The sequence below is a fragment of the Labrenzia sp. VG12 genome (assembly GCF_002237595.1).
GTDB lineage: Bacteria > Pseudomonadota > Alphaproteobacteria > Rhizobiales > Stappiaceae > Roseibium.
Genome location: NZ_CP022529.1, coordinates 85,204 through 106,579, shown reverse-complemented (window position 1 = coordinate 106,579; position 21,376 = coordinate 85,204). Strand labels below are relative to the sequence as shown.

Genomic DNA, 21,376 nt, shown 5'->3' with positions numbered 1-21,376 from the left:
CCGGCTCCTGCGTCAGAGATATCTTTCGGCCGCCGGATGGCGATCGAAATCCAGAAAAAACTCGTCAAGCTGCGGCGGGGCGACATTCGTTCCTGCCAGCATGGCATGCACCTGCCCCCGATGATGGATCTGGTGCTGGAACAGATGCAGCAGCGTGTTGGCGATGGTCTCCTCGAACCGGCCGTTCCTGCCGCGGTCCTGCACAACTTTTCGGCTCAGGTCGGTCTTGGTCAGGCTGTCGCAGAAACCGATCAGCATCCGGTCAAGCAGCGCCTGGGCCTCCTTCAGTTCCGAGGCTGTTTCCAGATGCGGCGCGTCGAAAACGCCAAGGCCCCTGCCCTCTTCCCGGAGTGCATCCAGATAGTAACGGTCGACCTCCCAATTGTGATTGAGGGTCTCCCGGATCGACGGAAAGAAATTGGTCCGCTCCGCCACAAACGCCTCTTGAGACAGCTGGCAGCAGGCCTCATGGAGACGTTCGTTTGCATAGGCGTTGTTGCGCGCCATCAGGTGTAGGTGATCGAGGGCCGTGGTCATGCCTAGCCCTGCAGGTCCGCCCACATCTTGGCGTCGCGTTCGGCCGTCCAGATGCGCGGCGTGTCGATGCCGAGCGCTTCGTCATAGGCCCTAGCGACGTTGAACGGCAGGCAATGCTCGTAGATCGCATAGTCCTTGAACTTCGGATCGCACTCGGCGCGGCAGGCGTCCCAGGCTTCTTTCAGCGATCCGCCGCCCTGGGCGACCCGGGCTACCGGCCGGTAGGTCGAGGACACGAAGTCGGCCGTGTTGGTCAGCGCCTTGCCCACCATTTCCTTGCCGACCAGCGCGTCGCCGCGGCCCGGTGCGATGGCCTCCACATCAAAGGACCGGATGGCCTCCAGCGTCGTCGGCCAATCATTGAAATGGCCGTCGCCGCAGTAGCAGGCCGAGTGGTACTCGACGATGTCGCCGGTGAACATGACATTCTGGTCCGGCACGTGGATGACGATGTCGCCGGCCGTGTGAGCCCGGCCGAGGAAACGCAGATCGACGCGGCGCTTGCCGAGATAGACCGTCATGCGATCATTGAAGGTCGTGGTCGGCCAGGTCAGCGGCGGGATGTCGTTGACATTGTCATAGCCCATGAACAGGCGCGGGAAGCGCATGAATTCAGATTCCCGATCTTCCGCGCCACGCTCCACGACCATGGACCGCGCCTTCTGGCTCATGATCACGGTCGGCGCCTGATAGGCGGCAGCGCCCAAGACGCGCACGGCATGATAATGGGTCAGCACAAGATGGCTGATCGGTTTGTCGGTGACGGAGCGCACCTTCTCGATCACCTTGTTGGCAAGTTCAGGGGTCGCCTGCGCCTCGATGATCATGACGCTGTCATCGCCGATGATGACGCCGGTATTCGGGTCGCCCTCGGCGGTAAACGCCCAGAGGTCCTTGCCGATCTCGGTGAAGGAGATCTTCTTTTCGCTCATGTCCCCGACGGACGCGAATTGCTTGCTCATGATTTTTCCTCAATCCGTTCTCGTGTCATGCACGTCATGCCAGACAAGTGAGGCCAGGCCGAACGCTGATCTGGCATCCAGACATCAGCGTGGGCTTGCCCACACAAATTCAATTTGGCGCGCTTGCGCGCGGCAGAACCGCTGGATTCCGGATCAGCATGCAGCTTCGCTGCACTTGTCCGGAATGACGGCCGTTACTTCTGATATTTCTCCACCGTCTGCTCGATGGCGCCGAAGATGGAGTGGCCTTCGCCGTCCATCATCTCGATGCGGACCGTGTCGCCGAATTTCAGGAACGGCGTTTTCGCCTCACCAGTGTCGATGGTCTCGATCATGCGGATCTCGGCGATGCAGGAATAACCGACACCGCCCTCGGTGACCGGCTTGCCCGGACCGCCGTCCAGCTTGTTGGAGACCGTGCCTGAGCCGATGACGGCGCCGGCGCCCAGCGGGCGGGTCTTGGCGGCATGGGCGATCAGCTGGCCGAAATCGAAGGTCATGTCGACACCGGCATCGGCGCGTCCGAATGGTGCACCATTGAGATCGACATGAAGCGGCAGGTGCAGCTTGCCGTCCTTCCAGGCATCGCCCAGCTCGGCCGGGGTCACGGCCACGGGCGAGAAGGCGGAAGACGGCTTGGACTGGAAGAAACCGAAGCCCTTGCCAAGCTCGGCCGGGATCAGTCCGCGCAGGGAAACGTCATTGACCAGAAGGATCAGACGGACCGCCTTGAGCGCCTCTTCCGGGGTAGCGCCCATCGGTACGTCGCCGGTGATGACGGCGATCTCGCCCTCCATGTCGATGCCCCAGGCTTCTTCGCCCATGGTGATCGGATCGCGCGGCGCCAGGAACGTGTCGGAGCCACCCTGATACATCAGCGGATCGGTCCAGAAGCTTTCCGGCATCTTGGCACCGCGCGCCTTGCGCACCAGCTCCACGTGATTGACATAGGCCGATCCGTCCGCCCACTGATAGGCGCGCGGCAGCGGCGACAGGGCGTCATGCTCGTGAAAGCGCAGCGTCGGCACGGCTTCATGAGAGAGGCTCTCGGCCAGGAGCTCCAGCTTCGGCGCCACCTGGTCCCAGTTGTCGAGCGCGGCCTGCAGCGTCGGTGCGATGTGGCTTGCATCGGTGCAATAGGTCAGGCGGTCGTTGACCACCACCAGTTTGCCGTCGCGCGTGCCGTCCTTGAGCGTTGCCAGTTTCATGAGGTTCTCAGCTCCTTGTGATCGCCAGGCCGTCATGGCTGACGATGGTTTCTCCCTGGAAGCCCTTGGTCGCTTCCAGCCATTCTCGTTTTTCAAAGCCCGGCAGGTCCGCCGGAATCAGGTGATTGAGCACAAGCGTTTTCGCCCCGGCTGCCTCTGCGATCTTCGCAGCATCGGGCGCCATGGTATGGCTGGCCAGAAGATGCTCGCGCAGGCGCTCGCCATTGCCGGTAATTTCCACGATCCTGTCGACACCGCGGGCCAGCATAGCCTCATGGACCAGCAGGTCGCATCCCCTGGAAAAGTCTGCAAGCGGCGGAAAATAGGCGGTGTCGGCCGAAAAGACGACCGACCAGCCGTCGACCTCGAACCGCAGCGCGTAGCAGTCCACCACAGGCGGATGATCGACCCGCAGCGCCTTGACGCTGAGATTGTCGTCTTCCAGCGGAACGTCGCCTTCCTGCAGCAGGTGGATCTCCACCAGATCGCGCAGGTCCGGCCGCCCCTCGTCCTCGATCCGAAGATCGATGTCATAGCGCATGGAACTCAGGAACCCGTCCCAGTACTCGATGAGATCCGCCGGGCCGAAGACCTTGACCGGTGTTGCCAGACCGGTGGTCCAGGCGGTGTGGATCAGCGGGCCCAGCTCCAGAACGTGATCGGAATGCATGTGGGTGATGAAGATGAGATCCAGCTCCTTCAGCACCACACCGGCGTCGATCAGGCCGCGTGTGACACCGAGGCCGCAATCGACGACGCAGCGCCGACCGCCAATATCGATCAGGGAACTGGTCGGCGACGGGCCGCCCGGACGGATGGCCGGCCCGCCCTTCGAGCCAAGGATGACCAGGCGGTCCGGAAAGTCTGATGTGCTCATTTCTTGTTCCAGGTCCCCTCAGGGGTGCCGTCGAATTTCTTCTCAAGCGAATCCCAACAGTCGATGTAATCATCCTGCAACGGCGCGTCCTTGGCGGCAAATTCCGTCAGGTGCTGCGGGAAGCGGGTCTCGAACATGAAGGACATGGTGTTGTCGAGCTTTTCCGGCTTGAGATCGGCGTTGGACGCACCTTCAAAGGCATTGTTGTCCGGACCGTGCGGCAGCATCATGTTGTGCAGGCTCATGCCGCCGGGCACAAAACCCTGCGGCTTGGCATCATACTGGCCGTAGATGTTGCCCATCAGCTCGGACATGATGTTCTTGTGGTACCAGGGCGGACGGAAGGTGTCTTCCATCACCATCCAGCGTTCGCGGAACAGGACGAAGTCGATATTGGCCGTTCCCGGCACACCGGACGGGGCCGTCAGCACGGTGAAGATCGACGGGTCCGGATGATCGAACAGGATCGAGCCGATCGGACAGTAGTTTCTGAGATCGTATTTGCACGGCGCATAATTGCCGTGCCAGGCGACCACATCAAGCGGAGAGTGGCCGATCCTGGTCTCGTGGAACTGGCCGCACCATTTGACCGTCACCGTGGAGGGGGCTTCCCGGTCCTCGAAATGCGCAACCGGCGTCTTGAAATCGCGGCGGTTGGCCATGCAATTGGCCCCGATCGGTCCCCTGCCCGGCAGTTCGAACTTCTGACCGTAATTCTCGCAGACAAACCCGCGCGCCGGCCCCTCGATCACCTCGACCCGGTAAACAAGGCCGCGCGGCAGGATGGCAATTTCCTTCGGCTCCAGCTCGATGACGCCGAGCTCGGTGCAAAACCGCAGAACACCTTCCTGCGGCACCACGAGCAGCTCGCTGTCGGCACTGTAGAAATAGGCGTCCTCCATCGACTGGGTAACCAGATAGATATGGCTGGCCATGCCGACCTGTGTGTTGACGTCCCCGGCGGTGGTCATTGTGCGCATGCCGGTCAGCCAGGTCAGGCCTTCGTCGGAATGAGGCACGGGGTCCCAGCGATACTGGCCGAGGGAGACAACATCGTCGCAGACATTCGGGGCCGATTTCCAGCAGGGCAGATCGATCTTCTGGAACCGGCTGGTATGTTTGACGGACGGGCGAATGCGATAACACCAGGTACGCTCGTTCTGGTGGCTTGGCGCCGTGAAGGCCGTTCCGGAGAGCTGCTCACCATAAAGACCAAAGGCACATTTCTGCGGGCTGTTCATGCCCTGCGGCAAAGACCCCGGCAGGGCCTCGGTCTCAAAATCATTGCCGAAGCCCGGCATATACTCCAGGTCGGCCGAATTTCGACCGTTTTCCGCAATGTTCTGACTGCTGTCCGCTCTATGATCCATGACAGGCTCCCGCTTCGGAGATGAATTTAGTTGCATATGTAACCATTTTGATCCCGCGGATCAAGCCGCGTTTCAAATGATGCCCTATATCTAGGGTCAGGACCCAGTCATTTGAGTGAAATGGTAGGGATGAATTTGTTCGGATACGAAGCGCAAAGCTGCAGGAAACCGTCCGGTTTCCAAAGAATTGCAACGACGTTGCCGGGCAAATTCACCCTATCCCGAAGGGACGCAAAACCGGCTTTGATCTGCTGCGTCAAACCGCGTGGGCCGGGCAAGAAGCCCGCTTATCGCGCTCTTCCTTGCAGCTCATTGCCGTTTACTGCGCCATTTCGATCAAATGAATGGGCCCTGACCCTAGAGACTATCAGACTTTTTCACACGTCCAGATGGCCGAACCATGGTCCGGCGGATCCCGGAAAGGAGAATCCCGGTTGATCCTGAAACGCTTCTGCACTAAAAAGAACAAATAGAGAACATTTATGAGGTGAGTGATGCGGCTGGCCAACCTGTCCCCCAAGCATACTGCTGCGGCAATGACCGCGCTGCCGGTATCTTCTGAAACCGTCCGGACGACAAATGTCACGCCAGAGGACGTGCGTGCGATGATGCTGTATCTGCGCAAGGCGCGGGACAGGGCGATTGCCATACGCGACCGCTCGCCGGGCGGCAGCTATCTTGAAAGCGTCTTGACCCGCACCATCGACGGCATCGCCCTGGAATTGTCCCAACTGGACTATCTGCTTGCCCAAAAACCCGCCGTTGCCGTTCCGGCACGGAGCTGTGGCAACCGCATGCGCCCGGCTCTTTGACGGGAAATCAATCAGCCGTCCTCATGGCCCATGTGGTTGAACCGGATTGAAAGCGTCAGCGGTACCTGGCGGCCGTGATGAATTCACCAAACGCTTCGCACCAGACCAGAACTGTCGAATAATCGTCGATGTTCACCCCTTCCGGGACATCGACGATGAACCCGTCAAAGGTTTTCACGTCACCGAGTTGAACTGCAGTGTCCTTGACCACCTGAAAACCGGCTTCGTCTTCAACGAATTCCTTGACGAGATAAAGCTTGTAATCCGGTCCCGGCGCGAGTTCGCCCTTGTGCACGATCTGGGCTGGAGACAGGCTGATCGTTCCCTCGCCCCAATGCAGGAAGTCACTGCCTTTCAGATCGCGTGTCAGGGTGACATCATATTTTGCCTGTTCGGCCGCCGCCGCCAGGGCCGCTTCGCCCGGGCCTTTCGGAGCCGTCAGGATTGGCAGGAAATAGACACCCAGTGCAAACCCGACCGCCAGCATGGCACCATGGGAACACAAGAGCAGCAGCCAACGAAACATGGTTCATCCTCGCATAAATCGATCACAGCCAGACGTAGGGTGCATTCCTGCAGGCACAACAAACGACTGATGACATTCCCGTGCCAGATGGTTTACCGCCTCGCCCACAGCGCAGCAGCTAAGGCGTCTGGTACCCAGCTCATCCCAGCTTGACACTTTTCTCTACCCGGCGTACCACGCCGCCCCTTCTCCACCAAGGCCAGGAAAGGTCGATCATGTCCTCAATGCACACAGGATCCTGTCTCTGCGGCAAGGTTTCCTTTCAGGTCGAAGGCACGTTTGAGAGTTTTTTCCTCTGCCATTGCAGCCACTGCCAGAAGGACAGCGGTTCGGCACATGCCGCCAACCTGTTTTCGACAACAGCCCGGCTGACCTGGGTGTCCGGCGCCGACAACGTCACCTGCTTCACGCTTCTGGGCTCCCGCCACACCAAGGCGTTTTGCAAGACTTGCGGGTCCGCCGCCCCGTCCTTGCAGATGGATGGAAAACTGTTGGTCGTCCCCGCGGGCAGCCTGGACACCGACGTTGCCCTGCAACCGAATGCGCATATCTTTGCGGCCAGCCGGGCCGCGTGGGACAGGGATCTGGAGGCTCTGCCCGCGTTCGAAACCTTCCCGGGTTGACGCGAAAATCGGGCTCAGGTCCCGTCCTTCAGCGGTCCGAAAAATCCGAGCACCGCCTTCAGTTTGCCGGACTGCTCATCGATTGAAACAATGTCCAGTCCATCTGGCAGTGCGGTTCCATCGGCCTTGACCAGCCGCCAGGCAAACCGGGCCATGTCATGATGTGCATCGATGCCACTGCTGCGGACAATCTTGGCCCCGACACGCCCGGCCAGAACCCCCGATATGTGATCAACCAGGTCAGCCCGACCGCGCACATCCGTTTCCGGGTCGGTATAACGAATGTCGATGGTTACGACACGATCGAGCAATTCCCGGCGATAAGCCGGATCACGCTCCGACCAGGCCGCGCAGTAGATGTCGATTGTTTCTTCCAGGGTCATTCGCGCCTCCCTTTTTGCAAGGATGCGTGAAAAACGGGGAACTTGCCAGAGCTTCCGGGTTTTCCCCGCGGTCTCGACACTGAGCACCGCCTTCGCCCGTCAGGCGGCGGCCTCGTCTCCCGGTTCGGTCTGCCAGCCGAGATCGGTCAGCGTGACGATGCGGTTGCCGCGCAGATCGGTCGCGCAGACGAGAAAGCCGCGCTCTTCCATATGGCTGAGAAGCCAGCGCGCACGTCCCGGCGACCGGGTGCCATAGGCTGTCGCGATTTCAAGATTTCCGGGACAGGGCGCCTTGGCGAGGGCGGCCTTGGCCAATAGCAGATAGACACCGCGCATGTCTTCGGGCAGCTCGGCGGCGATCAGTTCCGCCTGCGCCCAGGCCCCGTCATCCATTTCGCCCTTGTCGACACCTGCACGGGCGACAGAGAGTTTTTCGCGGAATGTCTGCAGATCCGGAGCGCCACCGGGCAATTTGGTGATCCGGCAGCGGACCTGAAAATCCTGGTAGAGCGAGGCAATGGGCTGAAAGGCCGCTTCTTCGTCTTCCAGGATACCGGCGATGATTTCTGAGATCTTTTCTTCCCGTTCGCCGAAATCGAGCAGGCTTTCGGGCTGCGGCGCCGCTTCTTCGCTGGCGCGTTCAGCACTGGTCAGCTGGTCGAGAACCTCGCCAGTCGAGGCGACCGGTTCGACGAAGCGCTGGCGCACCGGCTGCACCTCGTCGGCGCCCGGCGTGAAGATCAGATCCTTGGCCTCTTCCTTGGGCTGCTCCGGCAGCGGCATCAGCTTGGGACTGCCACCACGGCCCATGGTTTCCACCGGACCGATCTTGACCGGTACCGGCCGCCTGGACATGGCGGGCCCAAGCGCGATGAAGTGACCGCGATCCAGGTTCCGGAACGCCTCCGCCTGTCGCCGTTCCATGCCGAGGAGATCCGCGGCACGGGCCATGTCGATGTCGAGAAAGGTGCGGCCCATCAGGAAGTTCGAGGCTTCGGCGGCGACGTTCTTGGCCAGTTTGGCGAGGCGCTGCGTGGCGATGACGCCGGCCAGGCCACGCTTGCGGCCACGGCACATCAGGTTGGTCATGGCGCCAAGAGACCGGCGCCGGGCTTCTTCCGTAACCTCTCCGGCGGCAGCCGGTGCAAACAGCTGGGCCTCGTCGACCACAACGATCATCGGGTACCAGAGATCCCGGTCCGCGTCGAAAAGACCATCCAGAAACGTGGCTGCGGCTTTCATCTGGCGGTCGGCGTCGAGGCCTTCCAGGTTGAGCACCACCGAAACCCGGTGCTGCCGGACCCGGCCTGCGATCATCTGCAGGTCCTTTTCGGTCCCGACCGCATCAACGACCACATGACCGAACTTGTCGGCAAGCGAAACAAAGTCCCCTTCCGGATCGATGATGGCCTGCTGCACCCAATTGGCCGACTGCTCCAGAAGCCTCCGCAACAGATGCGATTTGCCAGATCCGGAATTGCCCTGCACCAGAAGCCGCGTCGCCAGCAGCTCCTCAAGGTCGAGCCCGGCCCGTTTGCCGCCCGTCATTTCCCCGATATCGATCTGAACCGTCATGCTTTTTACTTTGGTGCAGCTTCGGCAGCGCTGCGGACACCCCGTTTTCCGCGACTTCGTGCAGTGCGGTAGTCAGCACGATTCCGAGCGGCTTGCAAAGCCGTCTAGCCTGGAAAGCGCAGTTTTCCCTGAATTCCACCGTTTGGACTTAAGCGTCACGGCAGGCACGGCCCCTCTTCGCCACTTCTGACAAGCGTGTCAAGCCATTCCGGAAAAGCAGACGCTGTTCTGCAGTCACACGCTTACGGCCGGCTGTAAAAGGCAGAGGGTGTCTGCCCCTTCACGAGCCCCTCTTCCAAACTTAGAAAAAGCCAATTTTATTAGATTGCCTGAGTAAAAAATTAGTCTTTCGAAAGCACACTTAAGAATGCAAACAATTCCCAGGCAAAGAAAATGCAATCCATACGCTATTTCATACTTTCAATTATATTCTGGATTGCTGCCTCACCTGTCAGTTTTGCACAAGACAGTTCGTGCGCCGAACCGCTGAAAATTCGTTTTTCCGCAGACTACCTGCCATTCAGCCACCTGGAGAGCGACGGCACACTCAGCGGAATTGACGTAGAGTTTATCGAGGGATTGTTCCAGGAAATCGATTGCCCGGTCTCCTTTGTGGTGATGCCATTCAAACGCGCGATTTTCGAACTGGCAAATGGTGACATCGACATGATGCCCTTTGCATCGATCACAGAAGAACGAAAGTCATTTGCCTTTTTCTCAACCCCCTACCGGAACGAGACCGTCGGCATGGTGTTCCGCAAGGAGGATGTCGACAAGTACCGGCTAACATCGCTGGACGATGTGATCGAACGGGGCCTGGTGCTCGGACACGAACAATCGGCCTACCGTGGCGAGTTCTTCAAGGCGTTTCTGGAGAACCCGGCCTCCAAACCGCATGTGTTCAACGTGGTTTCCGCCAGCGAGGGCATCAAGATGCTGAGCGCTGGTCGGATCGACGCGATGGTGGAAATGCCCGCCGCGACCCTGGCGATGGCCGCAAAAATGGGATTGCCCGACCGTTTTGCCGAACACCCGCTGCTGCTCTGGAGCGACCCGGTGCATTTCATGTACAGCAAGAAGTCGGTTTCGCCCGAACTGATCGCCAAGGTCGACAAGGCCCTGAAGGCGGCAGTCCAGGAGAAGGCCTACAAGACCCTTTACGGATCCATGGGCATGCATGTCATCGACCCGAAGGCCGCCCTGAACTGAGCTGCTTCTCACGTCGGTTTCCCCAGGAAAACAGATCAGGATCAGCCGCTCGAATTGTGCCACGTCGTGGTCGGCAATACGCTCCCTTTCAAAACCAGTTCTCCTGCCCCATCTCTATTGTCAGCGACATAGAAACGGGACCAAAGGCCATGAAAATCCACGCAGACCTTGCTGAACGCGCAGTGGTCGACAGTGCGACGCTTGATTGGGTGCCCTCGCCCATGGCCGGTGTCGAGCGGCGCATGCTGGAGCGCGATGGAGAAGAAGTCGCCCGGGCGACTTCCCTGGTGAGATATGCGCCCGGGTCAGCCTTTTCCGCACATACGCACGACATGGGTGAGGAATTTCTGGTGCTGGATGGGGTTTTTTCCGACGAAAGCGGCGATTTTCCGAAAGGCATGTATGTGCGCAACCCGCCGGGCTCCAGCCACGTCCCGTCAAGCGACCCTGGCGCCGTCATTCTGGTCAAGCTGCGCCAGATGCAGCCGGATGACGAGGCTTATGTGCGGGTGAACACGCTCGATCCGGCGGCCTGGCAGGCCGGGCGCCCCGGCGAAACCATCTTGCCGCTCCATATTCGTCCGGACGAAGAGGTCGTCATGCTCGACTGGCAACGCGGCTCCCGTTTCGACGCCCAGGACTTTCCAGGCGGCGCTGAGTATTTCGTCGTCGAAGGCAGCTTCGAGGATCAGGACGGACGGTATGACCAGGGCACCTGGCTGCGTCTGCCGCCCATGAGCCGGCAACAGATCAGCACGTCACAGGGTGCCCGCGTCTGGCGCAAGACAGGCCACCTGGAAAGCTAGGGGCAGGACCTTACGCGGACGCCAGCCTGCTTGTGACCGCCTTGTCCAGAACCGAACGTGCAATCAGCTTGTGAAACGGCAGGATCAGGGCCAGGTAGGCGTAACCGGCGAGGTTGTGGCGCTTGCAGCAGGTGCTTGCAAAGACCCTCGGCGACCGGCCGGTGGTGCGCAGCACAGACAGGCGGAAGTCCTGGTGCCAATCGTCTTCCCCGAGGACGATCTCGTTTTCCGATACCGAATAGATCTTGAAAAACTCTACGCGATCACCGACCTGCCGCTCTTCCAGCGGCAACCCGCTCTGTTCCAGCGCAAGTTTGTCCGTGGTTTTCATGCCGACAAGACCGGTCAGTCGGTCCCGAACCGTCAGTAAGCCTCGCATCCAGCTGATATCGGAGTTGAGAATGTGGTTGGCCAGCACTCTCATGTCGGCCTCCAGCAGGTCAGGCCTGCTGCGCAGCGAAACGGAATAGCAGTCGAGAAAATCGCCCTTCGAACGATAAGCGTTGAGGCGGCTTTCCGCGGGAAGAGTGTCGCTCTGGCTCATGGTCTTCTCCATCGGTCTGAGGCAACGGAACGACCATACCGGACCCACGAGCGGGACGCCCTCACGCGGATTGCCGCAGGAAAAACGGCGTCATGCGCCGTTTTTCGCTTTCCGGCAGGGTCGATGCCTCAGGCCCAGGCCCCGGCATGGGCAACTTCGTCCAGTGTCATCCGGCTGCTCGGGACTTCGCGGGCCTGAAGGCTTTCCGGCAGTTCGCTGACGTCGCCTCGTTTGCCGATGATGAAGGCGATTTGCGGCTGGTAGCGTTCCGGCACACCCAGCTTTTCGTGGATCTCCTCCTTCAGAATGCCGGCGACGCCATGGGCGTGATAGCCAAGTCTGGTCGCCTGCAGGGCGGCATGTGTCCAGGCTGAACCGGCATCGAACGCATGATACCCGTTCGGCCGTCCCGGCTTGCCGTCCTTGCCGTCCACCTCGGTGTCCGAAAACAGGTAGACAAGCGCTGAGGCGTGCTGGCCCCAGTCCCTGTTGAAAGGATTGAGCAGGTCGACCAGCGTCTGCCAGCTCGCGTCACCGCGCCGCGCATAGACAAAGCGCCAGGGCTGAATATTGAAGGCGGACGGTGCCCAGCGGGCCGCCTCCAGGATGGTTTTCAGATCGGCTTCCGGCATCTCGGAACGGTCAAAGGCGCGGGGTGACCAGCGGTTGACAAACAACTCATCGACAGGGTGGTCAGGGGTACGGGCAGTCATGTCGTTTCTCCAAAGTCCTTCCGGGCTTCTAGCCGCCCGGGCAAGACGGAGATAGGTGTTTTTATCTTTATATCAAGATACTTTTTTTCAAGATAGTTCAGCGGCCACCATTTTTCGTCTTCCGCCGCTGATGGCGGGCGCGATCAGGATGGCACCGAGTACCAGCAGGGCCGAGAACATTTCTCGCGCACCAAGCTCTTCTCCGAACACCCACCAGCCAATGACGAACATGGTTGGTAATTCGAAGCTGCCAGCCGCTGCCGAGCGGACAGGACCGACCTTTTGGCAAGCGACGGTGAAAACCAGCTGGGGAACAAGGGCCGTCAGCAGTCCCATGGCCAGAACCAGGCTCCACTCCGTGCCGGTGGCCGGCAGAAGTGACCCTTGCCCCTCTTGCAATGCCAGCGGCAACAGGCCGATGACCGATCCGAACAAACCGCAGGCCGTCCGCTCAAGCGAATTGAGCTGACTGGCGAGCCCACTCAGGACAACCACCAGAAACCCGAAGGCGACCGGCGCCGGAAAGGCCCAGACCAGTGCCTCGAACACTTCTGGTGACAGGGACGACGGGTCGAGCAGCAGGGCTGCAGCAAGAATGACCAGACCAGCGGCGGCAAAGGAGCGCCAGCTCAGCGCCTGTCGAAGCAGCAGAAACGCAAACAGGGCCGCAAAGACCGGGTAGGTCATGTAAACGACACCAGCGGCGGCAACCGGTGCCGTCACCAGCGCTTCAAGGTAGCCGATCAGGCTGAGACTGAAGACAACGCCCGCGCCGATCAGCAACAGCGCTCCCCCGCGTTTCGACTTTTCCAGAGGCAGAAAAGGCAAGAGCAACAGAGCGGAAAAACCATAGCGATAAAGTGCGATAGTGGCTGGTCCCGCCCCGAGCCCCTGGAGTTCACGCACAAAGAGCGGCACGAGGCCGAAGCAAATGGCGGAACCGGCGATGGCAAGCGTTGCGCTTGCACTGCCGAGACGAAACTGGGGCGACTGAAACTGGGTCATAGCCCGTTGGTACAAAGAAAAGAATTGAAAACAAAATTCCTAGTTTTCATCCTCTTCATGAAATGATTTCATGCACCTCATGATCCCGCGCCTTACGATCAACCATCTGACTCTCCTCTCCACGCTGGCCGATACCGGCAGCATGACGGCTGCCGCCGCGCGTCTCGGCGTCACCCAATCCGCCGCGTCTCACCGCCTGCGGGAAGCAGAACGCAGGCTCGGTGTCCGGCTTGCACAGCGCACGGAAAGCGGTATCTCGCTGACGGCTGAAGGCGAACGGCTGAAACATCTCGGCGATGCCTTTCTCGCGGACCTGTTCCGCCTCGAACAGGATCTGGAAGCCTCCGCGAGGGACGCCAAGACGCTTGTCCGGCTTGGTCAGGCCACCTACAGCCGCTACCACTGGTTCCCGGCCTTTCTCGACTATCTGGAAACGGCAGATCCTGGCCTGACCGTCGACCTGTCCGGTCGCGCCACCTCCCGTCCGCTGGCCAGCCTTCTCGACGGCTCGGCGGATGTCTCCCTGGTGTTCGGCCGCGAACCGGCCTTGTCGCAGTTTCACTCCGTCAAGCTCGGCACGGACCCGATTGTTGCGGTGCTGTCAAAGACACATCCGCTGGCGGCGGAACCGGTCGTCAACAGCATCAACATGGGCGATGAACGTTTTTTCGTTTACCCGCTGACCGCCGAACCCGGTTTCGACTGGACAACGCTCCTGGGCACACCAACCAAACCGTTCCGCAAACTCACGCCGATGCCGACACCGGAAGCGGTGATTGATCTTGTCCGCGCCAGCTTCGGCGTCGCCATCTTCAGCAAGTGGGCGATCGAACCGGAACTGGCGGACGGCACCCTCGTCTGCCGGCCGATCGACGTGGATGGTGTTTCCATGGACTGGTGGTGCGTGCGCCGGGCGTCCGACCCGGATGACAGCCCGGCCGCGCGTCTTGCCAGCGCCCTGGCCAACTGGAGCCGCGAAACGGACCGCGCCCTGTCGACGCTGGCCTTTGGCGCCGGATCTCAGCAAAGTTGAGCAAACGGTGCCCCTTCCGCTACTCAGAAATCATCTATGGTCCACCTTCAATCTGGCCTAAGCTGCCGGCAGGGATCTGAGTTCGTTGGGGGAGACACATGGCGGGACTGTCTGACAAGGATCGCAAGCGTGGACTTGTTCTGGCCATGGGCGGTCTTGGCGGCCTGGTCATGCTGGACGAAACGATTCTCGGCGTGTCTCTCCCAGCCATTCGATCAGAACTCGGAATATCACCGACCACCGCCCACTGGATCATCAATTCCTACATGCTCGCCTTCACCTGTTTCGCCGCTATTGGCGGCAAGGCAATCGATCTTTTTGGCTTGCGTCCGGCCCTGATCGTCAGCTGCGTGATTTTCGCTCTCGCCAGTCTGCTGGCCGGATTCGCGGACGGTGTTGCCATGCTGATCACCATGCGGGTCATCCAGGGCCTGTGCGCCGCCATCATGTTCCCGATGACGCTGGCGGCCGCAACCCTGACCTTTGACGAGAACGAACGTGGACGGGCCATCGGCATTCTAGCCGGCATGGCCACGATTTTCCTGGCGGCCGGACCGCTGCTCGGCGGCATCCTCACCGACTTCCTGTCCTGGCGATGGGTGTTCTGGATCAACATTCCGATCGTCATTGCCGGCAGCGCACTTGCCTGTATTCTCTGGCGCAACCCGGAGGTGCCCCGGCCGAGGCCTGTCATCGACCGTATCGGACTTGTCTTGCTGCTTATCGGGCTCACCGGTCTGATTTTCGGCCTGATGGAAGGCCCCGATTTCGGCTGGACGAAAGCGGCGATCATCGGGAGCCTTGTCGCCGGTGTGATCGGCGTGGCCGTATTCATCTCTTATGAAGCCCGCCAGGCGAAACCGCTGATCGATGTCCGGCTGTTTCGGCTGAAGCCCTTTCACGCCAGCGCCCTGGTCATTCTGCTGACCCAGATGAGCAAGATCACGGTTGCGATCTTCGTTCCGCATTTTCTGCAGCTGGATATGAAATACACGGCGCTTTGGGCCGGTATCGCAACGGTGATTGCCGTTTTTCCGTTTCCCTTTGTGGCTTCGCCTGCGGGCAAATTCGCCGACAAGCACGGTTCCCGCAATCCGGTTCTCATCTCCCTTGCCGTGCTGGGGATCGCCAATATCGCGATCGGCGGCCTGATGCTTCTTGAAAACTATTGGGCTCTTGCCCCGGCGCTCCTGATCTGGGGCGTTGCCCTGCCCCTTGCGATGATCCCGACGGGCCGCATTACCGCAAACGCGGTTCCCAAGGACAAACAGGGCGAAGTCAGCGGACTGGTCATCACCGCAAGGCTGGTCGGCGGAACCCTGGGCGTCACCATGGGCAGCGTGCTTCTGGCCATGGGCGAAGGTTTCAGCCTCATCTTCTGGGTGATGGGCGCGATGATCCTCGCCTGCTGCGCCTATGGCGCCACCGCCTTTGACAAGGATGCGCCAGCTTGAGACCAGTTCTGGGCAGTCTCCATGACGCGCCTTTCCGGACTTCAGTCAGGCAAAATCGCTTTCATACTGGTCCCGGAGCGCATTTTTCTGGATCTTGCCCATGGCATTGCGTGGAAGTGCTTCCAGGACGTGGACCTTTTTCGGCTGCTTGAACCTGGCGAGCGTTCCACCCAATGCGGTCAGAATGGCGTCCTGGTCGAGGCTTGCCCCGTTCCTGGGCGCCAAGACGGCAACCACCGCCTCACCGAAATCGGGATGCGGCACACCGATCACGGCGCTTTCGGCAACGCCCGGCAGTTCATCCAGCAAGGCCTCTACCTCGGCCGGATAGACATTGAAACCGCCTGAAATGATCAGATCCTTCGACCGACCGACAATGGACACATAGCCGTCCTCGTCGAGCCGTCCCATATCGCCGGTGATAAAATAACCGTCGGCCCGGAATTCCTGTGCAGTTTTCTCCGGCATGCGCCAATAGCCCTGAAAGACGTTTGGCCCCTTGACCTCGATGATGCCGACATCACCGGCCGGCAATTCCCGGCCGGTTTTCTGGTCAACGATGCGCAGTCCGACACCGGGCAAAGGGAAGCCGACGGTGCCCGGGCGCCGCTCGCCATCATAGGGGTTGGACGTGTTCATGTTGGTTTCGGTCATGCCGTAGCGCTCCAGGATGGCATGTCCGGTGCGGGCCGAAAACTCCTTGTGAACTTCAGCCGAAAGGGGTGCTGATCCTGAAATGAACACCCGCATGTGGCCGACAAGATCTTTCGTGAACCGGTCCGAACCGAGCAAGCGCGAGTAGAAGGTCGGCACGCCCATCATGGCCGTTGCCTTCGGCAGCATTGCCAGGACCTGATCCAGATCGAATTTCGGCAGGAATTGCATGGAACCGCCGGCCATCATCAGGCAGTTGGTTGCAACAAACAAACCATGCGTGTGAAAGATCGGCAGGGCGTGCAGAAGAACGTCATCCTCGGTGAAGCGCCAGACCTTGACCATCGTTGCGGAGTTGGACGCCAGATTGTCGTGGCTGAGCATCGCCCCTTTCGATCGCCCTGTCGTGCCCGAGGTGTAGAGGATGGCTGCAAGATCGTCGTCTTGCCGGGGCCTGTTGTCGAAGTCGGTCGGCATTTCATCTGCCAGTTGCCGGAGACTTCCCTCTCCATCGGCATCCAGGGTCTGCAGCCTGGCACCTGCCTTTTGTGCCGTTCCGGCCAACGCATCAGCCCTTGCCGGATCGCAAACAAAGACGGCCGGCTCTGCATCGCCGACAAAATAGGCAATCTCATTCGGCGTATAGGCCGTGTTCAAGGGCAGGAAAACACCACCGGCGCGGATCGTGCCCAGATAGACCATCAACGCTTCCGGGGTCTTGTCCACCTGCACCGCCACCCGGTCGCCGGCTTTCACGCCAAGCTTGTGCAGGGCCCCGGCATATTGCGCCGAACGGGCAAACATGTCGCGGTAACTCAGCGTTGCGCCGCTCGCCAGTTCCAGAAAGGTCTTGTCCCTGTCGGGAATGAAGGCGGTCAGGGCGTCAAAAAGATGATTGCTCATGATTGAAAATCCGGACTGGCAGGCACGAGATGGTTAAATTTAAAGCAAGTCTCCGGACCTTGAGCAAGTGCCGCAACGGCAACCAGGCACCATTACGTTTTCCTAAACCTTTGCCTTCATGCTGATACATGGCCGTGTATTGCTTTGCCCAAATACGAACGCGCCCGGTTGAAACTTTGCCCCTCAGGCTTCGACCGGCGCAGCAGACACGCAAGGATCCCCCATGTCGACCAACAGGCCGCTGACTTTCGCCGAATTTGTTGCTGATGGCGCCATTCACGTCATCGGCATTTGCCTGGGCCTGACGGCAACCATCGTTCTGGCGGTAACCCTGTGGGACACGGACGACGCCGCCCGCCAGGTCACCGTGATGATATATGCGGCCTGTCTGATGGCCATGCTGATCTGCTCCGCGCTGTACAACATGTTTGCCCGCGACCACAAAACCGGGATCTTGCGCCGTCTCGACCATGCGGCAATCTTCCTGTTGATCGCAGGCACCTACACACCGCTGGCCGCCATGATCATCGGTGGCTGGACAGGAGGCATCCTGCTTGCGGTCGTCTGGACCGGCGCTCTGACCGGGGCCATCGTCAAGCTGCTGCATCTGCAGGGCCTGGAAAAACTGACCGTCCCGATCTATCTCGGTCTCGGCTGGATCGTCGTGTTCGCAGCCAATCCGCTGATCGAAAATGCGTCCACCTTCGGTTTCTACATGATCCTGGCCGGCGGTCTTCTCTATACGGTCGGCACGGTGTTCTATGCCTGGAAACGCCTTCCCTTCCAGAACGCCATCTGGCACGCCTTTGTGCTGGCGGCAGCTGTCTGCCACTTCACGGCCGTCTTCCACGACGTTGCGCTGGCGCACGCGTTCTGATCGGCAGCTTCAAAAAAAAGGGCAGCCCACCGATGGAGAGCTGCCCATTCCATTTATCAGCTTGATGCTCAGGCTTCCGCGTTCGGATCCTTCTGAAGGACCACGACCTTGGTTCTGAGCGGAACCCGGTTGAAGAGATCGATCACATCCTGCTGCCACATGCGAATACAGCCGGAGGAGACGCTCTTGCCGATGGAATTCGGCTGGTTGGTCCCGTGAATGCGGTAGAGCGTGTCTGTCGCTCCCTGCCACAGATCCATGGCGCGCGCGCCGAGCGGGTTGCGCAGCCCGGGGGGGAAACCTTTTTCCCAATAGCGTTCAAGAGAGGGCTTGCGCGCGATCATCTCCCGTGGAGGACGCCAGATCGGATGCGGACGCTTGACTCGGATCAGAGCCTCACCGGACCAGGCAAAGCCGGCACGACCGACACCAATGCCATACCGCAGTGCCTTGCCGCTACCAAGCGTCCAATAGAGGAAGTTGTTGTAGGGGTCGACGATAACGGTACCGGGACGTTCGCGGGTCTTGTATTCCACGACCTGACGCCAGTACTTCTGATCGAATTTCTTGTAATTGATAGCCGGCCAGGTGAAATCGCCATCCGGCAACGCAGCATAAGCGGCCGCATAATCGAATTCTTCATCCGGCAATGCCGGCTGATCCGGCAGGCCCACCAGGTCGGCCGTCTGGCAACCAGCCAGGGTCAGAGCTCCAAGAGCAAGCCCGCCGGTCAGGAAACCACGGCGGCTGGGCCCGGGGCTCGCGAACTCGGCAACTGTCTCGGTCTGCGGTTGACTACGCTTCATGGCATCTCTCATCGGACCTGCGAAAATTCAGGCTCCTTCTTGAGCCAGCTTTCCAACAGTTTCAAGTCACATTATCTATGGCGCCTTACATTCTCCCAACGAGTGTCTAAATTACCAGACACCTCCGGCTTCGACGCCGCCCAGTTTTCAAGGCTCATCCGTGACAGACACTGCACTCAAATCGCCCTTTCCCATTTTCGACGGCCACAACGACACGCTCCTGAAGCTCGAAATCGAAGCCATGAAAGGCCGGGACATCAGTTTTTTCGATCGCCTGGACAGTGGTCATATCGACAAGGTTAGGGCCGATGAAGCAGGATTTGCCGGCGGCTTGTTCGCAATATTCGTGCCTTCGAAACCCGACCAGGATTTTTCCAGGCCTTTCGATCCGAAGGATCCCTCGAACTATGAGCCGGTTGCCCAGAAAGAAGCGCTTGATTTCACCAATCGGCTGATCGAACGCGCCGAGCGGATCGAAGCGACCTCGGAGGGAAGCGTTGTCATCTGCCGGACGGCTGAAGAAAACCGCATGGCGATCGAAGCCGGCCAGATGGCTGTCAGCCTCCACATCGAAGGGGCTGAAGCCATCGACACGAATTTCTATGCCCTTGAAGACCTTTACCGCCGCGGCCTGAGGTCGCTCGGCCCGGTCTGGAGCCGCGAGAATGACTTTGGCTACGGCGTACCGATGGCTCATCCCGCCTCGCCCGATATCGGCCCGGCTCTGACAGGCGCCGGCCGCGACCTTGTGCGGGCGTGCAACCAGCTCGGCATCCTCCTCGATGTTTCGCATCTGAATGAAAAAGGGTTCTGGGACGTGGCGCGGATCACGGACCGGCCGATTGTCGCAAGCCACTCCAATGTCCATGCGATCTGCGCCAGCAGCCGCAACCTGACCGACAAGCAGCTCGATGCCATCAAGGAAAGCGGTGGTCTCGTGGGCATCAACTTTCATGTCGCGTTTCTGCGGCCGGACGGCGGTTATGGCCGCGACATGGCCCTCTCCGTCATTGCAGATCACGCTGCTTATCTCATTGATCGCCTGGGGGAGGACTGCGTTGCGCTCGGGTCGGATTTCGACGGCTGCATGCTGCCCAGAGATCTTGGTGATGTCACCGGATTGGGCCGCCTGATGGAAACGTTCGACGCCCGCGGCTTCTCTCACGCCGTTCTGGAGAAGATCGCCTTTCGGAACTGGATTTCTGCTCTTGAGAAGGCTGCCTGATAGTTAACCGGCTCAATTTCTCCCGAGCTGGCACAGCTGCTCGCGAACTTGTTACCAATGCCCACAAGTTAGCGATTGCATTTGCATAATGACGGCGGAACAATGCATTTATTGTTATTTTTCGCAGTCGTTCAAATACACAAACCGGCCTGTAACAGCCTGTCCTCACGCCCCCGCAGTTGCGGTCGGGACACCAGTCAGTCAGGTACAGAAACCGGCAAGGCGGCTGAAGAGAGTTGGCACGCCCCATCGACCGTTCCTTCGCAAACGCGTATGATCGGTTACCGAGGAGAATGAGACTGCAGCCGGTGAAGCCGTCGGCTGCAGTCTTGATGTGTGTTGCCAATAGATCGCGATGCCATTGGGGGGCAACGACGTGAACGCAACAGTCGCTGCGGAGGGCAGGAAGGAGCCGGGCGCTGCGCGCGCAGGAAAGCGCGCCAGAAAGTCCGAGTCCGTCTACCAGGATCTGAAACGCCAGATCCTGACGGGTGAAATGACGTCCGAAAGTCCGATCACCGAACAGGCCCTTGCCCAGGACTATGGTTGCTCCCAAAGCACAATCCGCGAAGCGCTGATGTCGCTCCAGGAATATGGCCTTGTTGTCCGTCGTGGGTATCAGGGAACATTTGTCACCGATCCGAGCCTCACCGAAGCCAAGCTGATGCTGAAGTTGCGGCTGGACATCGAAGCAACGGGCGCCGCGGAAGCGGTGAAGCTGATCAACCGGTCCCAGCTGGACGAGCTTTATGAGCTCGATCGGCAGTTTGAAGAAAGCCGCGCCCGGAAAGACGTGTTTGGCTGCGCGGAAATCGATCGCGCCTTGCATCTGAGATTGTTTCGGATCGCACAGATGCCCGTGCTCGAACCGATGCTGCTGCGCACTTTCATGATCCTTCAGCAGGTGATGCTGTCGAAGCCCCGGCCGGAAACCTCGTGGAGCCGGCCCAATGTCACCCCGCACACAGAGATATTCGACGCGCTAGCGGCACAGGACACCGATACCAGCCTGCGGGCGCTGCGCTCTCACATCCTGTCCAGCGCCGTGCTTCTGGCGCCGCATTTCTACGGGACCGACATCACCCAGCTGCAGGGACAGGTCGAGACCCCACCGGCGCAGTCGGCAGGTTTCACCGGGCGCTGAGCCCGGTTTCCCTTATTTCCAATACAAGTTATCGAAACCGATCCCTTCAAGCCTTCTGGAAAGGGTCTGGGTCAGATTTTGGATCCGGTCCACCTGCCACCAAAAAAACATCCCGGCACGCCAGGCGCAC

At 60.0% G+C, this 21,376-nt stretch carries 22 protein-coding genes; 9 read left to right on the top strand and 13 right to left on the bottom strand.

From position 1 onward, the window contains the following. Window positions 1-12: 12 nt before the first annotated feature. The 5 genes from CHH27_RS00460 to hmgA all read right to left on the bottom strand — a co-directional run bounded on the left by CHH27_RS00460 (window position 13) and on the right by hmgA (window position 4,885). Entirely contained in the window at window positions 13-537 is a 525-nt protein-coding gene (locus tag CHH27_RS00460; RefSeq protein WP_094069823.1) for a DinB family protein, read from the bottom strand. 2 nt (window positions 538-539) lie between these two features. Continuing rightward, window positions 540-1,499: an MBL fold metallo-hydrolase gene (locus tag CHH27_RS00455; protein WP_094069822.1), complete on the bottom strand. Its 960-nt coding sequence runs from the start codon at window positions 1,497-1,499 to the stop codon at window positions 540-542. Between the two features lie 194 nt (window positions 1,500-1,693). After that, window positions 1,694-2,707, bottom strand: coding sequence for a fumarylacetoacetate hydrolase family protein (locus CHH27_RS00450; protein WP_094069821.1), 1,014 nt, complete (start codon window positions 2,705-2,707; stop codon window positions 1,694-1,696). Window positions 2,708-2,714: 7 nt separating this feature from the next. Next, window positions 2,715-3,584 (bottom strand): MBL fold metallo-hydrolase, encoded by an 870-nt coding sequence (locus CHH27_RS00445; RefSeq protein WP_094069820.1) that lies wholly within the window; start codon window positions 3,582-3,584, stop codon window positions 2,715-2,717. Further along, the gene (gene hmgA / locus CHH27_RS00440) at window positions 3,581-4,885 is read right to left on the bottom strand and encodes a homogentisate 1,2-dioxygenase (RefSeq protein WP_247646360.1); all 1,305 of its coding nucleotides are present in this window, start codon (window positions 4,883-4,885) and stop codon (window positions 3,581-3,583) included. Before hmgA ends, CHH27_RS00445 begins: the two co-directional genes overlap by 4 nt. A 563-nt stretch (window positions 4,886-5,448) precedes the next feature. Here hmgA and CHH27_RS00435 point away from each other — a divergent pair. Continuing rightward, the gene (locus tag CHH27_RS00435; protein WP_094069818.1) at window positions 5,449-5,766 is read left to right on the top strand and encodes a hypothetical protein; all 318 of its coding nucleotides are present in this window, start codon (window positions 5,449-5,451) and stop codon (window positions 5,764-5,766) included. A 55-nt stretch (window positions 5,767-5,821) separates the two neighbouring features. On the opposite strand, the gene CHH27_RS00430 is transcribed toward CHH27_RS00435, so the two are convergent. Continuing rightward, window positions 5,822-6,292, bottom strand: a complete 471-nt coding sequence (locus tag CHH27_RS00430; RefSeq protein ID WP_094069817.1) for a DM13 domain-containing protein — start codon at window positions 6,290-6,292, stop codon at window positions 5,822-5,824. Between the two features lie 215 nt (window positions 6,293-6,507). On the opposite strand from CHH27_RS00430, the gene CHH27_RS00425 reads away from it, so the two are divergent. Next, window positions 6,508-6,915 (top strand): GFA family protein, encoded by a 408-nt coding sequence (locus CHH27_RS00425; protein WP_094069816.1) that lies wholly within the window; start codon window positions 6,508-6,510, stop codon window positions 6,913-6,915. A gap of 14 nt (window positions 6,916-6,929) precedes the next feature. Here CHH27_RS00425 and CHH27_RS00420 read toward each other — a convergent pair whose 3' ends face one another. Together CHH27_RS00420 and CHH27_RS00415 are read right to left on the bottom strand one after the other, a co-directional pair. Beyond that, window positions 6,930-7,298, bottom strand: a complete 369-nt coding sequence (locus tag CHH27_RS00420; RefSeq protein WP_094069815.1) for a hypothetical protein — start codon at window positions 7,296-7,298, stop codon at window positions 6,930-6,932. 99 nt (window positions 7,299-7,397) lie between these two features. Further along, window positions 7,398-8,873 (bottom strand): ATP-binding protein, encoded by a 1,476-nt coding sequence (locus CHH27_RS00415; RefSeq protein WP_094069814.1) that lies wholly within the window; start codon window positions 8,871-8,873, stop codon window positions 7,398-7,400. Window positions 8,874-9,266: 393 nt separating this feature from the next. On the opposite strand from CHH27_RS00415, the gene CHH27_RS00410 reads away from it, so the two are divergent. Next, window positions 9,267-10,082: an ABC transporter substrate-binding protein gene (locus CHH27_RS00410; RefSeq protein ID WP_094069813.1), complete on the top strand. Its 816-nt coding sequence runs from the start codon at window positions 9,267-9,269 to the stop codon at window positions 10,080-10,082. 149 nt (window positions 10,083-10,231) lie between these two features. Further along, a complete protein-coding gene (locus CHH27_RS00405) occupies window positions 10,232-10,888 on the top strand; it encodes a cupin domain-containing protein (RefSeq protein ID WP_094069812.1) in 657 nt (218 codons plus the stop codon). Between the two features lie 10 nt (window positions 10,889-10,898). Here the strand turns inward: CHH27_RS00405 and CHH27_RS00400 are convergent, their stop codons facing one another. From CHH27_RS00400 to CHH27_RS00390, 3 genes are all read right to left on the bottom strand, one after another. After that, window positions 10,899-11,432, bottom strand: a complete 534-nt coding sequence (locus CHH27_RS00400) for a DUF2867 domain-containing protein (protein WP_094074429.1) — start codon at window positions 11,430-11,432, stop codon at window positions 10,899-10,901. A 128-nt stretch (window positions 11,433-11,560) separates the two neighbouring features. Continuing rightward, the gene (locus CHH27_RS00395) at window positions 11,561-12,145 is read right to left on the bottom strand and encodes a nitroreductase family protein (RefSeq protein ID WP_094069811.1); all 585 of its coding nucleotides are present in this window, start codon (window positions 12,143-12,145) and stop codon (window positions 11,561-11,563) included. Window positions 12,146-12,232: 87 nt separating this feature from the next. Further along, the gene (locus tag CHH27_RS00390) at window positions 12,233-13,150 is read right to left on the bottom strand and encodes a DMT family transporter (protein WP_094069810.1); all 918 of its coding nucleotides are present in this window, start codon (window positions 13,148-13,150) and stop codon (window positions 12,233-12,235) included. 70 nt (window positions 13,151-13,220) lie between these two features. Here CHH27_RS00390 and CHH27_RS00385 point away from each other — a divergent pair, with 70 nt between their 5' ends. Then, window positions 13,221-14,183 (top strand): LysR family transcriptional regulator, encoded by a 963-nt coding sequence (locus CHH27_RS00385; protein WP_094069809.1) that lies wholly within the window; start codon window positions 13,221-13,223, stop codon window positions 14,181-14,183. A gap of 98 nt (window positions 14,184-14,281) precedes the next feature. Further along, entirely contained in the window at window positions 14,282-15,637 is a 1,356-nt protein-coding gene (locus tag CHH27_RS00380) for an MFS transporter (protein ID WP_094069808.1), read from the top strand. 45 nt (window positions 15,638-15,682) lie between these two features. Here CHH27_RS00380 and CHH27_RS00375 read toward each other — a convergent pair whose 3' ends face one another. Beyond that, window positions 15,683-17,194: a malonyl-CoA synthase gene (locus CHH27_RS00375; RefSeq protein WP_094069807.1), complete on the bottom strand. Its 1,512-nt coding sequence runs from the start codon at window positions 17,192-17,194 to the stop codon at window positions 15,683-15,685. 223 nt (window positions 17,195-17,417) lie between these two features. Here CHH27_RS00375 and CHH27_RS00370 point away from each other — a divergent pair, with 223 nt between their 5' ends. Beyond that, window positions 17,418-18,071 (top strand): hemolysin III family protein, encoded by a 654-nt coding sequence (locus tag CHH27_RS00370; protein ID WP_094069806.1) that lies wholly within the window; start codon window positions 17,418-17,420, stop codon window positions 18,069-18,071. A gap of 68 nt (window positions 18,072-18,139) precedes the next feature. On the opposite strand, the gene CHH27_RS00365 is transcribed toward CHH27_RS00370, so the two are convergent. Next, complete coding sequence (locus tag CHH27_RS00365) at window positions 18,140-18,877, bottom strand: L,D-transpeptidase (RefSeq protein ID WP_094069805.1); 738 nt, start codon at window positions 18,875-18,877, stop codon at window positions 18,140-18,142. Window positions 18,878-19,037: 160 nt separating this feature from the next. On the opposite strand from CHH27_RS00365, the gene CHH27_RS00360 reads away from it, so the two are divergent. Together CHH27_RS00360 and CHH27_RS00355 are read left to right on the top strand one after the other, a co-directional pair. Further along, window positions 19,038-20,102, top strand: a complete 1,065-nt coding sequence (locus CHH27_RS00360; RefSeq protein WP_094069804.1) for a dipeptidase — start codon at window positions 19,038-19,040, stop codon at window positions 20,100-20,102. A 376-nt stretch (window positions 20,103-20,478) separates the two neighbouring features. After that, window positions 20,479-21,246: a GntR family transcriptional regulator gene (locus CHH27_RS00355; protein ID WP_198338321.1), complete on the top strand. Its 768-nt coding sequence runs from the start codon at window positions 20,479-20,481 to the stop codon at window positions 21,244-21,246. Window positions 21,247-21,376: the final 130 nt, after the last annotated feature.